The sequence below is a fragment of the Streptomyces sp. AK02-01A genome, from assembly GCF_033795305.1.
Taxonomy (GTDB): domain Bacteria; phylum Actinomycetota; class Actinomycetes; order Streptomycetales; family Streptomycetaceae; genus Streptomyces.
Window position 1 is genome coordinate 1 of sequence record NZ_JARBAE010000111.1, and the last position, 2322, is coordinate 2322.

The following is a 2322-nucleotide window of genomic DNA, read 5'->3' on the forward strand; positions in this document are numbered from 1 at the left end:
CAAGCGCATCCATGTCTACGGCACCACCCGCACGGAAGCCCTCGCCAAACCCACCGAGAACATCGCCACCAGCAACCGAGGCATTCCCGTCCCCTCCGCACAGGGCAGGCTGCGTATCTGACGTACTGGCTGGAGAACGTCACCGTTCACCAGCTCCACGCGAACACCTACACGCGATACACGACCTGCGCCCTCCAGCCCCTCGTCCCCGGCCTGGGCAGGAAGAAGCTCACCAAGCTCACCGCCAAGGCCATCCGCACCTGGCTCAACCATCTCCGCACCACCTGCCAATGCTGCACGCGCCGCATCGACGCCCGCCGCGACCAGCCCCGCTGCCACGCCGCCAGCCAGTGCTGCCACAAACTGCTCTCCCCGCTGACGCTCACCTACATCCACTCCGTACTCAAGTCCGCCCTGGAACACGCCCCCGCGAGGAAGAGATCCCGCGCAACGTCGCCCGCAACGTCCGCACCGGCACACCCCGGCCCCGACGCATCGAACCCCTCACCACCGACGAAGCCCGCCGACTCCTCACCACCGCCCAAAACCACCGGCTGCACGCCCTGTTCGAACTCGCCCTCCACACCGGACTCCGCAAGGGCGAACTCCTCGGCCCGCACTGGACAGACCTCGACCTCGACGCAGGCACCGCCGCCATCCGCCGCACCCTTCAGCGCACCAGCACCGGCGGACTCACCACGCTGCCCACCAAGACACGGGCCTCCGAGCGCCGCATCGCCCTCCCCGCACGCTGCGTTCAGTCGCTGAAGCTCCACCACGAACAGCAGCAGCGCGAGCGCGAGGCCGCGGGCACGACGTGGCTGCACGACAGGCACGTGTTCACCACGGTGCAGGGCCGACCGATCGACCCAACCAACCTCACCCGCACCTTCCTCACGCTCCTCCGCAAGGCCGGCCTCCGCCGCCTCCGCCTCCACGACCTCAGGCACTCAACCGCCACCCTCCTCCTGGAGCAGGGCATCGAACTCATCGTGATCAAGGAACTCCTCGGCCACGCCCACATCGGCGTCACCGCCACCGTCTACGCCCACGTCCGACTCCGCCTCCAACACCAAGCCATCAACGCCCTGGGCGATGCCCTCAGACCGACCGGCGACAGCCCCGCGGGCCCACCCACCACAGCGGTCGTCCGCTGACGTTGCCGTCAGAGGGACTGGAGCCTGTCAACGTTCCGCACCCTTCGGCCATTCAAAGGACTGGGGTGGCGCCACCAAAGCCGCGAGAACACCCCCAACACTTTCGTCGGTAAGAGCGATCAAACTCCACCCGCCCCCCCGGACGGAAAATAGGCCAACCGGGGGGCCATCCTCATCGAGAACTGCAAAGAAGTCCTGCCATCCAAATCTATTATTCCGGAACTCATCCAGCGTGGAATACCGGTCTCGATACGTGCCTCGAAGTGTGGACCTCGGCCCAACTCCAACGCGGATCAATTTGGATGCCCCTTCAAGGATCTCCGGCACAACGGAAGGCGGCAGCAAGACCAACGACTGACATTGGGCCCTTTGAAGCAACTCAGCAATCTTCAAAGTGGACACTTCTCGCACACTTGCCAAGATGACTCCATTGAGAAAGCTGGTGGGCGGCACCCGCAGGTACCGCCCACCAGAGCTTGTTTATCCGAACCCGAGATCTTCTAGTCGCGCGCCGGGCCATGCCGCCCTAGCTTGGCGTCGCACGACCCCTTAAATGATTACTTCGGCCTCGCCACGAAGGTCATACTCCGCCCACGACTGATCGTTTACATGAACGTGGGTACGCCCGCCGGGAATAGTGCCCCTAATTACGACCCCGCTGCCGCCACCTTTAGTAGCTGCCCGAATAGCAGCGGCGGGACTAGTAGTCCAGCTTGTGTAGTCACTATCAGCCCTACCGAGATGATGCATCTCAGGCGTTGAGTCTCCACCGCGCGGCCTTGTAATTCCTTCCACGGCATCATCGAAGGCAGGGTTGGGGCCGCCAGTCTCGCCACTAACTTCCGAAACTCCGCGATAGACAGGCGTGCCGCCACCGCAATTGTGGACGAGTACCGGAGTCGTGCCTGCGAGTACATAGTACGTGTGCTACGCGACCCCTCTCTATCTGCGTATTCGCAGATCAGCGCCGGTTTCGGGTTCCGCTGGTGTCCGTGGTTGTACGGGGGAATCCGCAGGTGTTGCCGTCGCTACTGCCGTCAGGGGTACGGAAGTTATGTCGTGCTGGTGCTGGAGCGGCTGCGACGCACGAGGACCTTACTGCCATACGCCAAATTCGGCACGGAGTATGGCGCGGATGGTCTGCTCGTACAGCTCATCGCCGGTG

General features: G+C 63.9%; 1 pseudogene. It reads left to right on the forward strand.

Going from position 1 to position 2322, the window contains the following annotated elements:
- A pseudogene (gene xerC / locus PV679_RS35925) lies at window positions 1-1157 on the forward strand (site-specific integrase); the annotation flags it as partial.
- Window positions 1158-2322: the final 1165 nt, after the last annotated feature.